Source organism: Paenibacillus sp. FSL M7-0420 (genome assembly GCF_038002345.1).
In the GTDB taxonomy this organism is placed as follows: domain Bacteria; phylum Bacillota; class Bacilli; order Paenibacillales; family Paenibacillaceae; genus Paenibacillus_AQ.
In genome coordinates this window covers 2,136,869-2,152,832 of record NZ_JBBOCJ010000001.1, presented here as the reverse complement: position 1 = coordinate 2,152,832, position 15,964 = coordinate 2,136,869, and the positions used below count along the sequence as shown (strand labels likewise).

Annotated in this window: 14 protein-coding genes; 5 read left to right on the top strand and 9 right to left on the bottom strand. The window is 53.3% G+C overall.

The window, feature by feature from the left end:
* Window positions 1–25: 25 nt before the first annotated feature.
* Together MKX51_RS09055 and MKX51_RS09050 are read left to right on the top strand one after the other, a co-directional pair.
* Window positions 26–808 carry an ABC transporter permease gene (locus tag MKX51_RS09055; RefSeq protein ID WP_340992112.1) on the top strand — a complete coding sequence of 261 codons (783 nt, stop codon included), beginning with the start codon at window positions 26–28 and terminating at the stop codon, window positions 806–808.
* Window positions 808–1,824 (top strand): ABC transporter ATP-binding protein, encoded by a 1,017-nt coding sequence (locus MKX51_RS09050; protein WP_340942160.1) that lies wholly within the window; start codon window positions 808–810, stop codon window positions 1,822–1,824. The genes MKX51_RS09055 and MKX51_RS09050 overlap by 1 nt, the downstream gene beginning before the upstream one ends.
* 43 nt (window positions 1,825–1,867) lie before the next feature.
* Here MKX51_RS09050 and MKX51_RS09045 read toward each other — a convergent pair whose 3' ends face one another.
* The gene (locus MKX51_RS09045) at window positions 1,868–2,932 is read right to left on the bottom strand and encodes an ABC transporter substrate-binding protein (RefSeq protein ID WP_340992111.1); all 1,065 of its coding nucleotides are present in this window, start codon (window positions 2,930–2,932) and stop codon (window positions 1,868–1,870) included.
* Window positions 2,933–3,225: 293 nt separating this feature from the next.
* On the opposite strand from MKX51_RS09045, the gene MKX51_RS09040 reads away from it, so the two are divergent.
* Both MKX51_RS09040 and MKX51_RS09035 read left to right on the top strand, forming a co-directional pair.
* Window positions 3,226–4,332, top strand: a complete 1,107-nt coding sequence (locus MKX51_RS09040) for a FecCD family ABC transporter permease (RefSeq protein ID WP_340992110.1) — start codon at window positions 3,226–3,228, stop codon at window positions 4,330–4,332.
* Window positions 4,332–5,099, top strand: a complete 768-nt coding sequence (locus MKX51_RS09035) for an ABC transporter ATP-binding protein (RefSeq protein ID WP_340992109.1) — start codon at window positions 4,332–4,334, stop codon at window positions 5,097–5,099. The genes MKX51_RS09040 and MKX51_RS09035 overlap by 1 nt, the downstream gene beginning before the upstream one ends.
* Before the next feature lie 64 nt (window positions 5,100–5,163).
* On the opposite strand, the gene MKX51_RS09030 is transcribed toward MKX51_RS09035, so the two are convergent.
* The 5 genes from MKX51_RS09030 to MKX51_RS09010 all read right to left on the bottom strand — a co-directional run bounded on the left by MKX51_RS09030 (window position 5,164) and on the right by MKX51_RS09010 (window position 11,608).
* On the bottom strand, window positions 5,164–5,994 hold the full coding sequence (locus tag MKX51_RS09030; protein WP_340992108.1) for a response regulator transcription factor: 831 nt from the start codon (window positions 5,992–5,994) through the stop codon (window positions 5,164–5,166).
* A complete protein-coding gene (locus tag MKX51_RS09025) occupies window positions 5,966–7,684 on the bottom strand; it encodes a sensor histidine kinase (protein ID WP_340992107.1) in 1,719 nt (572 codons plus the stop codon). Before MKX51_RS09025 ends, MKX51_RS09030 begins: the two co-directional genes overlap by 29 nt.
* Window positions 7,685–7,766: 82 nt before the next feature.
* Window positions 7,767–9,422, bottom strand: coding sequence for an ABC transporter permease (locus MKX51_RS09020; RefSeq protein WP_340942171.1), 1,656 nt, complete (start codon window positions 9,420–9,422; stop codon window positions 7,767–7,769).
* Window positions 9,419–10,525, bottom strand: coding sequence for an ABC transporter ATP-binding protein (locus MKX51_RS09015; RefSeq protein ID WP_340992106.1), 1,107 nt, complete (start codon window positions 10,523–10,525; stop codon window positions 9,419–9,421). The genes MKX51_RS09020 and MKX51_RS09015 overlap by 4 nt, the downstream gene beginning before the upstream one ends.
* Window positions 10,526–10,570: 45 nt before the next feature.
* Entirely contained in the window at window positions 10,571–11,608 is a 1,038-nt protein-coding gene (locus MKX51_RS09010) for an ABC transporter substrate-binding protein (protein WP_340992105.1), read from the bottom strand.
* A 587-nt stretch (window positions 11,609–12,195) separates the two neighbouring features.
* On the opposite strand from MKX51_RS09010, the gene MKX51_RS09005 reads away from it, so the two are divergent.
* Entirely contained in the window at window positions 12,196–13,338 is a 1,143-nt protein-coding gene (locus MKX51_RS09005) for an asparaginase (RefSeq protein WP_340992104.1), read from the top strand.
* A 120-nt stretch (window positions 13,339–13,458) separates the two neighbouring features.
* Here MKX51_RS09005 and MKX51_RS09000 read toward each other — a convergent pair whose 3' ends face one another.
* Genes MKX51_RS09000 through MKX51_RS08990 form a run of 3 tightly spaced genes read right to left on the bottom strand, consistent with a single transcriptional unit; the run spans window position 13,459 to window position 15,863 of the window.
* The gene (locus MKX51_RS09000) at window positions 13,459–14,184 is read right to left on the bottom strand and encodes an ABC transporter permease (protein ID WP_340992103.1); all 726 of its coding nucleotides are present in this window, start codon (window positions 14,182–14,184) and stop codon (window positions 13,459–13,461) included.
* A 12-nt stretch (window positions 14,185–14,196) separates the two neighbouring features.
* Window positions 14,197–14,949, bottom strand: coding sequence for an ABC transporter permease (locus tag MKX51_RS08995; protein WP_445321992.1), 753 nt, complete (start codon window positions 14,947–14,949; stop codon window positions 14,197–14,199).
* The gene (locus MKX51_RS08990) at window positions 14,946–15,863 is read right to left on the bottom strand and encodes an ABC transporter ATP-binding protein (protein ID WP_340992102.1); all 918 of its coding nucleotides are present in this window, start codon (window positions 15,861–15,863) and stop codon (window positions 14,946–14,948) included. Before MKX51_RS08990 ends, MKX51_RS08995 begins: the two co-directional genes overlap by 4 nt.
* Between the last annotated feature and the right edge of the window lie 101 nt (window positions 15,864–15,964).

Below are 15,964 nucleotides of genomic sequence, written 5' to 3'. Positions count from 1 at the left end.
CCGGAGGGAAAGGAACGGTCCTGTTATGAAAAAATATGTGGATGTATACAAGCAGTGCATGTACTCTGCTATCCAGACGGCTTCGGCCTACCGGATGAACTTCATCGTCAGCAGTCTGATTACACTCATCGGCAACATTCTGTTTCCGCTGGTGACGCTGTTAATCTACCGGGCGGGCACCAGCTTTCCCGGCTGGAGCTTATACGAGGTGCTGTTGATCCAGTCTATATTCACCATGTCCAGCGGTCTCTCCAGTCTCGTCTTCGGAGGATTGTTATGGACAACGATGTCGCATGTGCGGGAGGGGAGCTTCGAGGTCATTCTGCTGAGGCCGCTGAATCCGCTGTTCTACATTGTAGCCACTACCTTCTCTGTAGAGAGTGTCGGATTATTCCTTGGCGGGGCTGCATTATTCATCTTCTCCGCTATGCATATTGGCGCTATCTCCGCCCTCGCCTGGCTGCAATTCGCCGGAATGTTCCTGGCCGGGACGGCTGTACTCGCCGGATTATCGCTGATGATGGCGGCGATGTCCTTCAAATGGGTCGGTAATTCGCGGATTTCCGAGCTGGCGGACAGTGTGCTGCATGTCGGCAAATATCCGCTTCCGATCTTCCCGAAGGCGGTGCAGGCGGCAGCTACGCTGATCATTCCCGTGGGGATGGTCGGCTACCTCCCGGCCTCCGCACTGCTTGGCCGGGTACAGGCCGGTGATTTCATCGCTATTCTGCCCTGCTTTGTCTTTCTCTGGGCAGGCATTTGGGTATACCGGCACATGATCAGATTATATGAGGGGGTTGGCGGCTGATGCCGGTGATTGATGTCAAGCATTTAACGAAGTCCTATACCACCTATAAGCGGGGCGCAGGCATGAAGCAGACCTTCACGAGCTTTTTCCGGCGTGAAGCCGTCTCTGTCCAGGCCGTGAACGATATCAGCTTCGCCATTGAGCAAGGCGAAATCTGCGGGATGCTGGGTCCGAACGGGGCAGGCAAATCCACTGCGATCAAAATGCTCTGCGGCGCCCTCTACCCGACCAGCGGGGAGATCGAAGTACTCGGTTATTCCCCGGCCCGGGACCGGAAGCATTATGTCCGCACCATCGGGGCCGTCTTCGGCCAGAAATCCCAGCTCATCTGGGATATCCCGCCCATCGACAGCTTCAAGATGAACAAAGCAATCTACGGTATCTCGGCCACGGATTTCAGCAACCGTCTGGACGAGCTGGCAACGCTGCTGGATATCGCTGGAGTGATGGAGAAGCCCACCCGGGTGCTGTCGCTTGGCGAACGCATGAAATGCGAATTCGTCATGGCAATGCTGCACCGGCCGGACATCCTGTTCCTGGATGAGCCGACCATCGGGCTGGATGTGATCGCCAAGCTCAAAATCCGTGAATTCATCCGCCAGATGAACAAGCAGCAGAACATGACCTGTATTCTCACCACCCATGATCTGGAGGATGTGGAGGAGTTAGCCCACCGGGTGATTGTCATTAACCACGGCGAGAAGGTGTTTGATGACTCGCTGCAGCGGCTGAAGCTGTTCCTCGGAGAGAAGAAGCGCGTGAGCTTTACGTTTAACGAGTCTGTGCGGGACACCCTTTTCGACAACGACTGGACCAAGGTTATGGAACGCCCCTCCGACTTACAGATTACGCTTGAGGTAGACACCGCCCGGATCTCCATCAGCGATTTCCTGGAGAATATCTCCCGGAAGCATGCCTTCTCGGATATTTCCGTCAAGGAGCTGCCGATCCAGCAGGTGGTTATGAATATCTATGAGAATGCCAAAAGCAGCCTGAACCGTCACCCGTTGGAGTGACAGCTCAGGCTGCTTTTTTTGACAGATTAATATTAGCTCCGGCTTACTTCGCAGCAGCAAGCTCAGACGCAAGCTTCTCCGCCCCGTCAAAGATGGAATAGCTGTAGCCCCAGAACTGGTTGAAATCAATCTTATGGATCGCTTTGTCCTGGATCGCCTTCAGGCTCTGTAGTGACGGATCGGCATAGAACGCCTGTATCGACTGGTCAGCATCAATACCGCCTGTGTACACCGAGATCAGCAGGACATCCGGGTTGGTCGCGATCAATTGCTCCTTGCTGATCTCACCGGTCACATCCGCGTAGCTGTTGGTCAGTCCAAGCAGTCCCAGCACATCTCCCGCAAAAGTATCCACGTTCCCGCTATAGACGGCGATCGCGCCGTTGCCCCCGTCAGAGACGTAAGCAAAGGTTTTCCCTCCTGCTGCTGCCCCTTCCTTCAGCTTCGCTGCACGCTCCTTCAGCTCTGCAATGTATGCAGTTGCCTTCTCCTGCACATCAAAGATCTGGCCAAGCTGTTCAATATCCTTGTACAGGCTGTCAAGCGTTGCCCCTTGCAGACTGGTGCTCTGCACGAAGGTCTTGATGCCCAGCTCATTGAGTCCGCCTACCGTCCCGACTCCCCAATCCGCATCTGCGAACAGGCCGCCGCGGCCCATCACCAGATCCGGGCCTCTGCCCACAACCAGCTCTTTGCTTGCATAATCCTGGGAGATGACAGGAATCTTCTTGAACTCTTCCTGAACCGCCGGATCGCCTGCACCGTAGAGAGCCGCAACCCCGACCATTTTGTCGGTAAGCCCCAGCTTAATCAGCAGCTCCGCCGCACCTTGGGTATTCGCTACTACCTTCTCGGGAGCCTTATCGAAGGTCTGCGCTTTAGCCGTCCATTCGGTGCCTTCCCCATTATTCGTGTGGTTTTCTATCGTGAGCGGATATACAGTCTTCGCAGCCTGTGCATTCTCCGCTGTTGCGGGACTGGCCGCTGCAGGTGCAGCCGTTGCCGCCGCGTCCTTCTCATTGCCTGTAGCGGAAGAACAAGCCGCCAGCATAACCGCCATCACCAGAATCGCCAGCAGCGGTACATATCGTTTGAATATTTTCTTCATTCTCTTAAGTCCCCTTTTCTGTATGTATGTTATTGATCCTGCGGGTATGGCATTAAGCCCATAGCCTTGCAGGGGATACCTCCGTAGAATATAGAAAGTTGGACAGCATGTCAATGAGAATTATTATCATTGACAATCGTTCTCAGTGTGCCTTATATTAAAAAAGACCCTCCCGCTGCGTACTAGCGCTGCCATGTATCTGGCAGATTTTGTTCGGTTTTTCACGTACATTCGGCCCAAACGCATGCTGCTGTGTGTTCTTATTCTTTCAATGAAGGAGCTTTATTACTGACATGCATACCGAAATAGCCGTACCCTCACAGCCTAAGCAATCTCTCATTCATTCCCGTTACGGCTTCATGGCTGTTATAGGCGTCCTGTTCATTATTACCCTGCTGTCTGCCGGAGCTGCGGTCTCCTTCGGCCAGGTGGACATTCCTGTCTCCCAATCCTACCGGATTCTGCTGCACCACATCACAGGCATCCAGATTGGAGATATGCAGGAGCTGACGAACGGTTCTTTCGTGGATATTATCTGGAAAATCCGCTTTCCGCGTGTCCTGATGGCGATGTTCATCGGCGCCGGACTTACGCTGTGCGGGACGATCATGCAGGCGGCGGTACAGAATCCCCTGGCTGATCCATACATACTCGGTATTTCCTCCGGCGCTTCGCTGGGCGCAACCTTCGCCATCCTGATCGGCTTCGGCTCGATGGGGCTGCTCGGCCAGTCGGGAGTCGCCTTTTGGGCTTTTGCAGGGGCGGTTGGCGCTTCTCTGCTGGTCCTCACACTTGCCAGTGCGGGCGGCAAAATGACCTCCGTCAAACTGGTGCTCGCCGGGATGGTCATTAACGCTCTATGTACCGCTTTTGCCAACTTTATCGTCTATTTCGCCAACAATGCCGAAGGCATCAAGACGGTTACCTTCTGGACGATGGGCAGCCTGGCAGCCGCAAGCTGGGACAAGCTGCCGCTGATCTCGGTCACCGTCCTGCTCGCCGTTATCCTGTTCCTCTCGCAGTTCCGTGTGCTGAATGCTATGCTGCTCGGAGATGAGGCGGCGGTTACGCTGGGCATTCATCTGGGTGCCTACCGCAGAGTCTACATGATTCTCACAGCGCTGATTACCGGAGTTATGGTAGCAAGCTGCGGGATGATTGGCTTCGTGGGACTGATTATCCCCCATCTGGTGCGGGGACTGGTGGGTTCGGACCACCGCAGGCTGCTGCCGGCGTCGATTCTGTTCGGGGCCATCTTCCTGATCTGGACAGACGTCATTGCCCGGACGATTGTACCGAATGTGGAACTGCCGATCGGGATCATTACCGCCCTGATTGGTGCGCCGATGTTCATGTACATGCTGATTAGAAAAGGCTATGCCTTCGGAGGGAAAAGCTGATGAATCTGAATGTTGAACGGCTAAGCGTCTCTTTCGGTGAGGCGAAGATTGTGCAGGAGGTCTCGCTGAGGGTGCAAAACAAGCAATTCGTCGGCCTAATCGGCCCGAACGGCTGCGGCAAATCGACGCTGCTCAAAAGCATCTACAAGGTCATCAAGCCCCGTCAGGGAGAGGTCTTCCTCTCTGAGCTTAATGTGATCAAGGCCAGCCCGAAGCTTGTGGCCCGTAAGCTGGGCGTAGTCGGCCAGTTCAACGAGCTGAGCTTCGACTTCACCGTTCGTGAGATGGTGGCGATGGGCCGGACGCCCCACAAAGGCATGCTGGAAACCGACAGCCGGGAGGACGCTGACATTGTCACGGCTGCACTCCGCAAGGTTAATCTGGAGGGGCACACAGGCCGCAGCTATAACTCCTTATCCGGGGGCGAGAAGCAGCGTGTCATTCTGGCGCGTGTGCTGGCCCAGCAGCCGGAATTCATGATCCTGGACGAACCGACCAACCATCTGGATATCAAATACCAGCTGCAGATTCTGAATATCGTCCGAAAGCTTGATATCGGCATTCTCGCCGCCCTCCACGATCTCACCCTGGCCGCCGAATACTGCGACTATCTGTATGTGATGAAGGAAGGCCGGGTCGCGGCCAGCGGAGTCCCTGAGGATATTCTAACGAAGGAATTAATCCGCGAGGTCTTCGATGTGGAGTGCGAGACCTACCGCAATCCGGTCACCGGGGCGCTGGGCATTGCCTATCTGGAGACAAGGTAACTATCAGCTTAATGACAGGTTACACTTAGGCAGACTAAGAAGCGGCGGCGCTTACCGCCGCCCCTTAGTCTGCCTGTTTCGTATGACTGTCCCTTGCCGCTTCCCCGCTGTTCTGTCCAAGGCCGTACCGCTCCTGGTAGTAGCTGGGTGTGCAGCCTGCATATTTCTTGAAGATTGCAATGAAATATTTATAGTCTTTATAGCCGACATCGGCGGCAATGGCATACACCTTGTCCTCTCCGCTGCGCAGCAGATCCATCGCCTTCTGGATACGGTAACGGTTCAAGAAATCGTTGAAGGTATAGGTCGTTTCGCTTTTGAATTTCTGATTCAAGTAGGTGGCGCTTACTCCCAGGCTTTCCACGAGATCCTTAATCCCGATTTTCTCCGCATAATGCTCCTGAACATACCGGATCATCCTCGACACGTAACGGGACGATTTCCCGGGGAGCTTAACGACAGAAGCTTGTAGCGCTTCCCCGTTAGTACCACCTGATGTCAGCATAGCCGAGTACTGCCGCTTCATCGCCAGCTGCCCCTTGGCCCGCTCCAGTGCAGCCAATAGCTGCTCCTGCTCCAGTGGCTTCAACAGGTACTCGGTCACGCCTAGCCGGATGGCATCCTTGGCCAGTCTGAACTCATCGTAGCCCGATAGGATAATGTAACTGCAATCGGCCTCTTCTACGCTCTGCTCAATCATGCCAATTCCGTCCAGCAGCGGCATATTCACATCAACAATGACGATATCAGGCCGGAGCTCGGCGATCTGACGCAGTCCGTCCTCGCCATTCTCGGCTTCCCCTACCACGACACAGCCTGCCCCCATCCAATCGAAGGTGAAACGCAGCCCCTTGCGGATCATCTCCTCATCCTCTACCAGCAGCACCTTGAACATCTGTCTCCTCCTTCCGGTATGGCAATCTGAATGTAACGACGGTGCCTTCTCCCTGCGTGCTGTCCAGCTCAATCCCGTAACGGTCGCCGTACATCAGCACCAGCCGCCGGTGCAGATTATGCAGCCCGATATGCGGGGCACGGTTATCCTGTGAATGCATGATGTCCCGTACCTCCGCAAGCCGCTCCCTGCTCATTCCTCCGGCATCATCCTTCACTTCAAGAATGAGATCCGTCCCCTCTACCCAGCCCAGCACCGTAACCGCAACCGATTGACGCTGGCGGTAGCCGTACTTAATGGTATTCTCAATCACGGGCTGGAGCATCAGCCGGGGAACGAGCGCCGTCCGGGCCGCCTGATCCACCTCCTCGCGGTAATGGAGCCTGTCCTTGAAGCGGATCTGCTGAAGCTTCATATAGCCTGCTATATATTCCAGATCATTCCCGAGCACCACATGATCCTGCTCGTTGCCTATACTGTAGCGCAGATGGCGGGACAACGTAAGCACCATATCCTGGGCAAGCCGATTATCCACGATAATGGCGTAACGGAGCGTCTCCAGTACATTGAATATGAAATGCGGATGAAACTGCGATTGCAGATGCTTCACTTCAATGACTCTGCGCAGATCAGACAGTTCTGTATTCTGGGCGACAAGCTCATTCAGGCGCTGAAGCATCTGGTTATACTGATTCGCCAGCGTCTCGAACTCGTCACCGGTTCCGATGTACACGTAAGAATCCATATTGCCGGATTGCAGCTCTCTGACGGCATAGATCAGCTTATCGATCGCCCTCGATTGGCGCGTGGAGATAATGCGGGCCGAATACCAAATGACAATCCAGAGCAGCAGACTTGCCATCACAAAAAATACAGCCAGAGACAAATAGGCGCTCCGGTTCCCTTCGGCGGCACTTAACGTGTAAATGCGCCATTGCGACAACGGGAGGTACGTTTCCTTACTGTAATATTTTCCGTTATCGATCCATACGTAGCCCTTGGAATCACTGGTCAGGCTGTATTTGTTCATCAGGCCCTGAGTCAGATTATTGGTTGTGGCAATGATGGTCCGGTAGGGATCGGTGACTACGGCAATTTCGTTATTCTGCACAAAGAGCAGCTTCTGCAGATCCAGCTCGTACAATTGATAGATCAGATATCCTTGCACTCCCCCGCTGCCGGTAATTGCCTTGGCAAACGTATAAGCAGTATAGCGGTCATGCGAGAAGCGGATAGGGTTGGTCTCGGCCAATTCCGTCAGGCCCTGAGTGTGCATCCGCCGGGCGATAGCCTGCAGCGCAAGGTCAGAGGAATCAGAGCCATAGTTGGCAGAGGAGGCCAGAATGTCTCCGTCTGTACCCATGATATACATAATACTCTTCACCCGCTGCCGGTTATTGAAGGCATAGAACCGCTCGAACACCTCAGGACCTCGGAACTGCACACTTGTGAACGCCCTAACGGAATCCAGCGCCGAAGCTTCATTCATTTCCTTAACGTAGGAGCTGTAGACCTCCTCCATCGCCAGCTTGATTTTTTTGCCCGCTTCTGTCGTCTGATTGATGAGCAGGAACCGCGAATTGATCATCATGAACATCAGGAACAGCACAAACAGAATGGAAATCGGCACAAGCGTATGCAGCAAAAACAGTCTGCGCAGCGAGTCCTTGAAGCTCCTTTTTGCCCCCATGCCTTCTCCTCCTATTCGTCCTGCTATTATACATCAGGATGCAGCAAAGCCCGGTACCCGCTGGCGCGGGCCCGGACTACAGCTACATGGTTACTTCTTTTTTGCCGGAGAGCTTGAAGAACAGCAGCAGGGACAGTACTGTGATCGCCGTCAGCAGTGTCGATAAGGCAGCAGCTACACCATAATTGCCGCGTACTACCTCAGTGTAGACCGCTACTGTCATCGTCCGGGTCTTCCCTGTATACAGAATAATCGAGGTGCTAAGCTCTGTAATAATGCTGATCCAGCTGATAATTGCCCCGGCGAATACCCCGGAGATCATCATCGGCACTGTAATCTTGAAGAACGTCCTCAAGGTAGAGGCTCCGAGACTGATCGCCGCCTCCTCTATGCTGTCATTCACCTGATGGAGCACAGCAGCACTGGAGCGGATCGTATAAGGCAGACGCCGGATGACAAAAGCAGCAATCAGAATCACGGCGGTGCCGCTCAGCACCAGTGGTTCTTTATTGAAGGTCACGAGCAGGGCTATCCCCAGAATCGAGCCCGGTACGATATAAGGCAGCATCGTGAAGGTATCGAGAACATTCGCTGCCGCACCTTTGCGTTTCACCGTTACATAGGCGATCAGCACCGCTGCCAGCGTAATGATCACAATCGTGATACTGGCCATCATGAAGGTGTTGTAGATCGCATCTCCCACTTTGGAGAAGGCCGCCCGGTAGCTGTCCAGCGAATAACCGTCGACGAATATTTTGCCGGAGGTCTTCAGAAAGGAGGTATAGGCAACATAGACCTGAGGCATCAGCGCCAGTAACGTGAACAGATACACATAGGCGTGGGCCGCCAGATTGGCCGCTCCCTTCAGCTTCTTCGGTTCAATCGGATTCAGCGCACTCATGCTGTACGACTTCCGGTTCGCCACGTACTTCTGGAGCAGGAATACTGCGACCGCGAACAACACAACAATCACACTGATTGCCGCAGCAAAGCCGTCATCTCCCCCGACTTCACTGATGAATTCGTTGAAAATCAGGACAGGCACCGTCCGGTACCCTTCACCGATCAGCATCGGTGTGCCGAAATCCGCGAACGCCCGCATGAAGACAAGCAGTCCTCCGGCGAGAAGGGTCGGCGTAATCAGGGGCACGAGTATTTTCCACATTTTGCGCAGCCCCGTACAGTTCATACTCTCCGCCGCTTCCATCAGGGAGTTGTCCACATTCTTCAGCGCCCCTGATACATACATGAAGATCAGCGGAGACAACTGAAGCGTCAGTACCAGCAGAATGCCGGAGAAACCGTAAATATCTGGCATCGTGAACCCGAAGACCCGGGACATGAAGGCAGTGATCACCCCGCTGCGTCCGAGCAGCAGAATCCAGGCATACGCCCCGATAAACGGAGCGGACATGGAGGAGATCAGAATCAGAATCCGCACCGCAGCGCTGCCTTTGATTCTGGCAATCGTCATAATGTAGGCCAGCGGCCCAGCAACCAGGATAGACAGCAGGGTAACACTCACTGTAACCTTGATGCTGTTCCACACTGCGTTCATATAATAAGCCTTGCTGAAGAATTTATGGAAGTAGGCGAGTGAGAACTCTCCGGTGTTGCCGTCGAAGAAGCTTTTTATCAATAGCATGAACAAGGGCAGAGCCAGGAATACCAGATATCCGGCAAAAATAACAAAGGTAATCAGCGACCAGATGTCCCAGCGCTTCATCCGGCCGCTCATAGCCGAATCCCCCGGTTCAGATTGCGTTCCCCGGCTTCATCATAGACATTGACCGTTCCAGGGAGAATGGCAAGCTTCACCTGCTGTCCGATCTCCACCGCCTGAGTGGAGGCTGACTGCTGGATGATCTCCACCTCCTGCCCGTTCTCAAGCGCCACCACCAGGTGGGTGTTCAGCCCCAGGAATACATTGTTCACCACAGTTCCCGTGAGACCTGTTCCGTCTTCAGCCAGTACGAATTCCTCCGGCCGGACCGAGAGCTTCACCTCTGCCGTTGCAGCGGATATTAATTCCTCTTGAAGCCCCGGGACTTCCAGTGAATAGCTGCTGCCCATATGAAGAACTGCGTTGCCTCCGGCTCCCCTCTCCAGCTTCGCTGCAATAACATTGGTCCGCCCGATGAAGGTGGCGACGAACAGATTGGCCGGACGCTGATAGATATCCCGCGGTGTTCCCACCTGCTGGATGATACCGGACTTCATCACCGCGATCCGGTCGGATACCGCCATCGCCTCTTCCTGATCATGCGTGACGTAGACTGTCGTAATTCCCACCTCACGCTGGATACGCTTGATAGCGTTACGCATATCCACGCGGAGCTGCGCATCCAGATTGGACAGCGGCTCATCCATCAGCAGCACATCGGGATTAATGACGATAGCACGGGCAAGGGCTACGCGCTGCTGCTGCCCGCCAGACAGATTTTTGGGCATTCTGTTCTTGTAGATTTCAATCTGCACCGTATCCAGAATCTCTGCGACTCTGCGCTGCCGCTCCTCCTTGCCCACTTTACGGTTCTCCAGCCCGAAGGCTACATTCTCCGACACGCTTAGATGGGGAAAAATGGCGTAATTCTGAAAGACCATTCCGATGTTCCGTTTGCCCGGAGGGACGTTGTTCATGACTTTATCGTTGAAGCCGAGATCCCCGCCTTCAATACTGTTGAAGCCAGCCACCATCCGCAGCAGTGTCGTCTTCCCGCAGCCTGAAGGACCCAAGAGGGTGAAGAACTCACCCTTTTGGATGTTCAGGGACAGCTCGGGGATTACGGTGGTGTCGCCATATTTTTTGACAATATTCTTGAAGGATATTGCGACGCTCATGTTGCACACCCGCCTTCTCTCTATTTAGCTGTTCAGTAGCTTGGATTATTTAGCAATACTCGTAAACAACTCGTTATAACGTTCCACAATCGCCGCCTTATTCTCAGCAACATAAGCCACATCCTCATCGATCACCTTGATCTGGTCCATCGGTGTCATGAAGTCTGCGATTACCGCATCCGAGCGTAACGGACGGTTCGTGGTCTCTTGTCCCAGTGCATCCTGTCCTTCTTTGGAAATGAGGAAGTCAATGAACTTCCTGGCGTTCTCCTGATTCGGCGAGCCCTTGACCACTCCCGCTACCGCATCCAGAAATACCGCGCCCTCTTCGGGGTACACGACCTTAACCGGGGCACCGTCTCTGACATAGCTGACTGCCGGATCTTCGTATGTCAACGCGACCACATATTCGCCGTCCGCGACGCTCTTGTGCGCTTTACTGGAGCCGCCCGCAATTTTGCCATCCAGATTCTCCAGCAGCTTGGCTACATAATCCCAGCCTGCCTCTGAGGTATAATCGCCGCCCATCGCTCTGAGCATATTCGTCAATTGGGCAAATGCCGAGCTGGAGTTCGCAGGGTCCGCCATGGCAATCTTGCCCTTCAGCGCCGGATTAAGCAGATCCGCATAGCCCTTAATCGGAATGTCGCCTGCCAGATTCGTATTCACCAGCAGCACACTTCCGTCAGAGACATAAGAGGTCATGATCCCTGTCGTATTCGTGTGTCCCTGCAACAGATCCTTATCATTAGAAGAGACATATTCCTCGAACAGGTCCGCATTATCATTGAACAGGGCGAAAGCTCCGCCGAACATAACGTCCGCGTACGGGTTTGTTTTCTCTGACTGAATCCGCTTGATCAGCTCACCGCTGCCCGCCGATACCAGCTCTACGGTAACGCCTGTCTGCTTCTCAAAGGCCGGAATAAGTGCGTTAATCATCGCTTCACTATTAGGGGTATAGACTACCAGCTTATTCGTGCTGCCGCCCGCCGCGCCTTCATTCGCTTTGTTTCCTCCGCACGCCGAGAGCACAACCACCATCATTGTCATAATAAGTGACACCTTCAACCACTTTTTCATTTTCATTCACCCCTTATTTGGATATAGGTCTATTTTATCAGCTTGAAATTTCATTAAAATCCTATTATTCGACAAAATCATCTAAAATGCGCAACTAAAATAACTATTTGCGTTATGTTAACTGACATTCAAACAAAATGGAAATCGTTTTATAACTTTTTGCCGGATACTGAAACCCGCAGTATTTCGAGACCCGGATGACCCGGATTGTCATCAACATCGCTATTGACCATCTTAACCGAAACAAACGGGTGACTTACATGGAGGATCACTCGCAGAGCGATACCGGTGATGAACATGCAGTTCCACTGGAAGAGAAGCTGGATCTTTACCAGGCTTTTGACAGACTAATTGCAGCTCCAGATGAAATCCCCTCTATACACCTGATGGGCGATCGCTCATGGTTACGGACTTATATGTAATGTATGTGTCATTTATATGTTTTGTATAATCACATAAAATTAATTTTTTTAAATTTTTATGCATATTTATGAATTTATTTTACATAAAAGTAAAATTATCATTTTGACAATTATGAAAAATGTCATATATACTTACACAGAGATCAAATTAAGAGGAGGTCACTTATGAATCTTATGCACAAAAGAAGTCTAAGTCTCTTTACCGCTCTGTTGGTTCTCTTCACCATGTTATCCTTCCCTTCTATCACGAAGGCCGCCGAAATCACCACACCCGGGAGAATCATTCCCAATGTCGTAGTGGTCGGTGTCGGAGGAACCATTACCTCCACTTCTCCTTCCAGAGAGCTGTTTCAGACGTACGGCACGCCAAAGGTACCCATTAATGATATTATCCAAAGACTACAGCCCGAGCTATCCAAAATAGCCAATGTCACCAGTACAGAGCTAAGCAATATCAGCTCTGCGCAAACCACCTCCAAGGACTTATACAACCTTACCATCGCTATCGACAAGGAACTGGCCAACCCGGCTGTTCATGCTGTAGTTGTTACTACAGGCACCAACATCATGGAAGAGCTGGCCTACTGGACTGATCTCACTGTCCGCAGTCCCAAGCCTGTTATCTTCACCGGGTCCATGCGACAATCCAATACGATCTCCTTCGACGGAGAAGCTAACCTGCTGAATGCCATCCGGCTGGCTGCAAGTCAGAAAACCACTTACTATGGTACAGTTCTGATGATGAATGATGAGTTCTTTGCAGCCAGAGAAGTTACCAAGACGGATGCGCTGCGTCTGGATACCTTCGGCGGAGGCCGGTACGGCGCTCTGGGGACGGTAGATGAGAACCGGATTCGTGCGGTTCGTGCACCGGCCCGCGTCAAGGATGCCGGAACCGAGAAGTGGAAAACTCCTTTTGATCTCAGTACGATCCAGCCGGAGGATCTGGCTAAGGTTGATGTTGTATACAGCTATACGGAAGCCTCCGCAACCCCCATTACTGCCTTGGCTGATGAAGGGGTTAAGGGGATCGTAACTGCGGGTCACGGTGCCGGAGGCATCTCCACCGCACAGCAGGCAGCCCGTACAGCGGCTATCGAGAAGGGCGTTCTATTCGTAAGCGCTACGCGAGCAGGCTCAGGGGCAGTATACGACACCGGAGCCAAAGGTATCATCGGTGCAGGCGATTTACTCCCGCAGAAGGCAAGAATCCTGCTTCAGCTGGGCCTTACCTTCTCCAAGGACCAGGAGCAGATCCGTCAGTGGTTCTCTACCATTGGAATGCCGGATTACGATATGAGCAAATAAGAAGACACTCGCTTCTTGAGCGGGTTCCCTGCATCATCCCTTATAGGATACGTAAGATAAGCGGAGGCCCCCGGCCTCCGCTTTCTGCTGCTTAATGCTTCTACACCTGCCCTCCACGCATCAGCCTACATCCTTATATCTCAATCTGCGGATTGACCAGACCGATAGAACTACGAGGTACACTCCATTCATCAGGAAGAATAGCAGATTCTCCATAGCCGTCAGTCCGCGCTGGGTAAGCACGCCCATGCCAATGGTCAGCAGCGAATACGGGAACAGCAGCCCCAGCTTCAGCAAATAAAGGCCCAGCCCCACAAAAACCGCACATAGACTGATTCCGACCGGTGTGGCAAAGCTGCGGATACGGATGGACAAGCCAAGCTGCAGAGCGGCAATGCTCAGTGAAGCTACCCAGCCGCGAAGGGTCCAGATCACCATTTCCAGCGGAAAAGGCCCGCTAAAGGCGAGCATCTGCCCAGCAGTCCAGTACAATAACAGAAACATGCCCTGCGCTCCCGCAATCAGCACGCCGACAATAACAAGCTTGGCTATAAAGAGACTTGTTATGGATACTGGAGCAGCCAGGATCATGTTCCAGTTCCGGTTCACATGCTCCAGCCTGCAGACAAAGGCGCAGCAGATGGCAATCAGAATCGGCAGGAAGAACTCTCCATAAAATAAGCTTACCTGAGTCCATAAGCTATACCACTCTCCCTGCAAGGCCTCCCGGTTCATTACAAAATTAGCACAGCCGATCATCAGGCTGACCACAGGCAGACTGACCAGTACCAGTCCCATCCGCGAGCGGCGCAGCTTGGGCCATTCGGCAGCAACACTTCTAAGCATAAGTTCTCCTCCTTAGACCGATTGTTTGGAGACATGGGTATTCCCGGCAACATACAGAACCAGTGTCAGTATCAGAGCTGCACTTAACTGAATCAGAGGCATGCTTCCGGTAACATAAGTTCCTGATGAAGCCTTATACACATAAGTCACCGGACTGAGATCCAGATAATAGGACCAGACGACCAACTGCCGGACAGCGGCAGGGAACAAGCTTGCGGTCGTCCCCATGAACCCGCCCAGCATGCCAAGACACAGGGCAAATGCCTGATTCTTCACCGCCAGCGATATCCATTGCTGCATCGCAATAATCAGCAGACTGGCAATCAGAGTACCCGCAGTGAACTGCAGCAGCAGGCCTGCCGGAAGCGGTTCTGCGAGTCTATGGAACATGCCGAAGCCGGCAATAAAAACAACCTGGGCCAGGATGCCGTACAGGATCAGACTGCCTGCACAGGCGAATTTGGCGGCATAGACCGCCTGGCGTCCGACAGAAGTGGTCATCAGCATTTTCCAGGTATCCCCTTTATGCTCCATGTCGCAAATTCTCGACACCACAATCGCCGACAGAATCGGCAGGAACAGCCCGTTCATGGACGAGAGGCTGAATATCAGCGCTTCCCAGGTGGCATTGTCCGCACTCCGCGAGATCGAGATGCTCATGGACATGGCCGCCCAGCCCAGCTCGGCGGCCAGAAAGAGCGTCAGCATCGCCCACACTTTTCTCCGCCGGATTTTGTAATATTCGAGGAACAAGGCTTTCATCACAGGCTCCGCTCCTTTCCGGTGAGATCCAGGAAGATATCCTCCAGACTCTTCCTGAATTCCACGATGCGGCTCACAGCAATCTGGCCGGACACCAGCATCTCATTGACCCGAGCCACCTCAGAGTCCGGCATGGCGCTGAACACCAGTTGCTGCTCCTGCATTCTGGGCCTATACCCGTACTCCGACAGTATCCGGACTGCCCGGGCGGGATCATCGATCCGAAAGTGAACCGCCGCCCGGTTCTGCGCCTGAAGCGCAGCCATAGCCCCCTGGAACAGCAGCTTGCCGTCACTGATGATGCCAACCGATGTAGCAGTCTGCTCAATCTCCGACAACAGGTGGCTGGATACCACAATCGTCATGTCATACTGGGCAGGCAAGGATTTAATCAGCTCCCGGATCTCTCCGATCCCCGCAGGATCGAGCCCATTCGTAGGCTCATCCAGAATCAGCAGACTCGGGAAAGCCAGCAAGGCCATAGCCAGACCCAGGCGCTGCTTCATTCCGAGTGAATACTGCCCGGCAGGCTTGTGCCGGTGATTGTCCAGCCGGACAATCTGCAGTACCTTATCAATATTTTTGGCAGGCAGGCTGCGCAGCCGCTGCATGACTCTCAGATTCTCAAGGCCCGTCAGATGTCCGTAATAGGAAGGCGACTCAATCAGCGAGCCCGTCCGGTTCAGAATCTCCAGCCGGTGGTTCCGCAGCTCTTGCCCGAACAGCTTAACGGTTCCTTGGGTGGGTTGCACCAGTCCCAGCAGCATCTTAAGCGTAGTCGTCTTCCCTGCTCCGTTCGGACCAAGGAAGCCAAAAATCTCTCCCTGCTGCACCTTTAGATTCACCTGATCCACCCGGGGCGTTCCCCCATAGGTTTTGGTCAATTGCTGTGTCTCGATAATTGGTTGAATGTTCATAGGTTCCATTTCAGCTCCATTTCTCTCAAGTCGGCTCTTGCTTCCTAGCATAGAGGCCTTCCCTTGCTCCAGGCTGAAGATAACCTTACGCCTACCTTAAA